This is a genomic window from Kitasatospora sp. NPDC093558 (assembly GCF_040683475.1).
Classification (GTDB): Bacteria; Actinomycetota; Actinomycetes; order Streptomycetales; family Streptomycetaceae; genus Kitasatospora.
Map to the genome: position 1 here is coordinate 1 of NZ_JBFBDY010001061.1, position 1,627 is coordinate 1,627.

1 protein-coding gene is annotated in these 1,627 nt (G+C 77.4%); it reads left to right on the plus strand.

Features of this window, described 5'->3' with window-relative positions; translation table 11 throughout:
• Nucleotides 1–466: 466 nt before the first annotated feature.
• On the plus strand, nucleotides 467–1,627 hold a 1,161-nt coding region (locus AB0O00_RS38460; RefSeq protein WP_363659326.1), incomplete at its 3' end, for a streptophobe family protein.

The window sequence follows — 1,627 nt, forward strand, 5'->3', positions numbered from 1 at the left end:
CCCGCGCCCACCGCGAGCCCGCGTCCTGAGCGCCACCACGGCCGGCGTGGTCCGCGTCCGGGGCCGCCCGTGGGCGGTCCTGCCTGTCCCGGCGGCCCGGACGGGGGCGGCGGGACGGACGGCGGGCCGGCCGCGCCGCCGCCCGAAAGGGGGCCGGACGGGGGGCCGAGGGGCGGGCCGGAGGGAGGGGGCTGGGAACTCATGGCGGCTCCGTTTCGTAGGCGGCCGGCGCAGAGGGCCGGCGGGGAACGCTTCTGCCGCTGGGTTCCATTTCTCCCCCCGTGCCCCGGATGCCGCAACAGCGGGCGCGCGCACCGTCGCCGCGCGTGCCCGCGCCGCTTCGGCCAGGCTGGAAGCCGTCGGGCAGGTCCGGAGCCGTCCGCCACACCGCAGGAAGCCGACGCACCAAGCCAAGACGTACACACCAGGACGCACCACACCAAGACGCACCACACCAGGAGGCGCCATGCAGCAGGCCGCGACCGCCCCCGCCGGAGCGCCCGGCGCCGTGCGCGGCTGGCTGGACGCGCTCGCCGTCGTGCTGGCCGGCCTCGCCGCGATGGCGGCAGTGGCCGCGCTGGGCCTCTGGCTGGCCGGCGCGGACGACCTGCCGGACGGCGGGTTCCCGTCCGTGCTCGCCGCGACGGTGGCGCTGGCCGTCGGCGGATCCGTCCAACTGGATGGCGGAGCCGGTCAGTTCGCGGCGGTGGACGCGGGGATCGCGGCGATGCCGCTGTCCGTCGGCCTGGCCGGCGCGGTGGTGATGGCCGAGGTGTTCCTGCGTCAACTGCGGTTCCGCGCGGTGACGGGCGGCGACGAGCTGCTCGGCCGGATCGCGCGGACGGTGGTGCTCTGGGTGCTCGCGCTCGTGCTGCTCACGCTCGGCGCCTCGCACACCTTCACCGTCCCGCTCGGCGGCGGCATCGAGCAGGCCATCGGCAACGCGCTCGGCCTGACCCCCGAGGTGGGCTTCCACGCGGACGGGCCGACCACGGTCGGGATCGGGCTGGCGTGGCTGCTCGTGGTGCTCGCGGGCACGTTCGCGGTGTCCCGGCGGGCGCCGCTGCCGCGCGCGCTGCTGCCCTACCAACAGGCCGTGCGCCCGGCCGCGTTCGCGCTCTGGACGGTGCTGCTCGGGTACGTCGCGATCGGCGCGGTGGCAGGCGTGGTGACCGCGCTCGTGCACGGCAACGCGCGGCAGACGATGGCCGTCGTGGTGCTCGCCCTGCCCAACCTCGCGTGGCTGGCGTTCGGCGTCGGGCTCGGCGCCGAGTGGCACGGCCGGCTCTCCGGGGCGCTCGGCCTGCCGGTGCCCAAGCCGCTCTCCGACGTGCTGCGCGCGCCGGAGGGCCACCAGGCCACGGTGAGCCTCGGCACCCTCGCCGACCAGGACGCGCGCAGCTGGTGGCTGCTGCCGATCGCCGCCGTCCTGCTGCTCGCGGCCGGCTTCCTCGCGGCCTACCGCTCGCCGAGGAGCGTCCCGTTCTGGCGGCACGCCGTTCGGCTGGCGCTGGCCACGGCGGTGGCGGTGGCCCTGATCGGCGCGTGGACCCGGGTGGACGCCGACTACGGACTGTCCGTGCTCGGCGTCGGCGTGGGCGATGGCGGGCTCGGCGGCCTCCTGGGC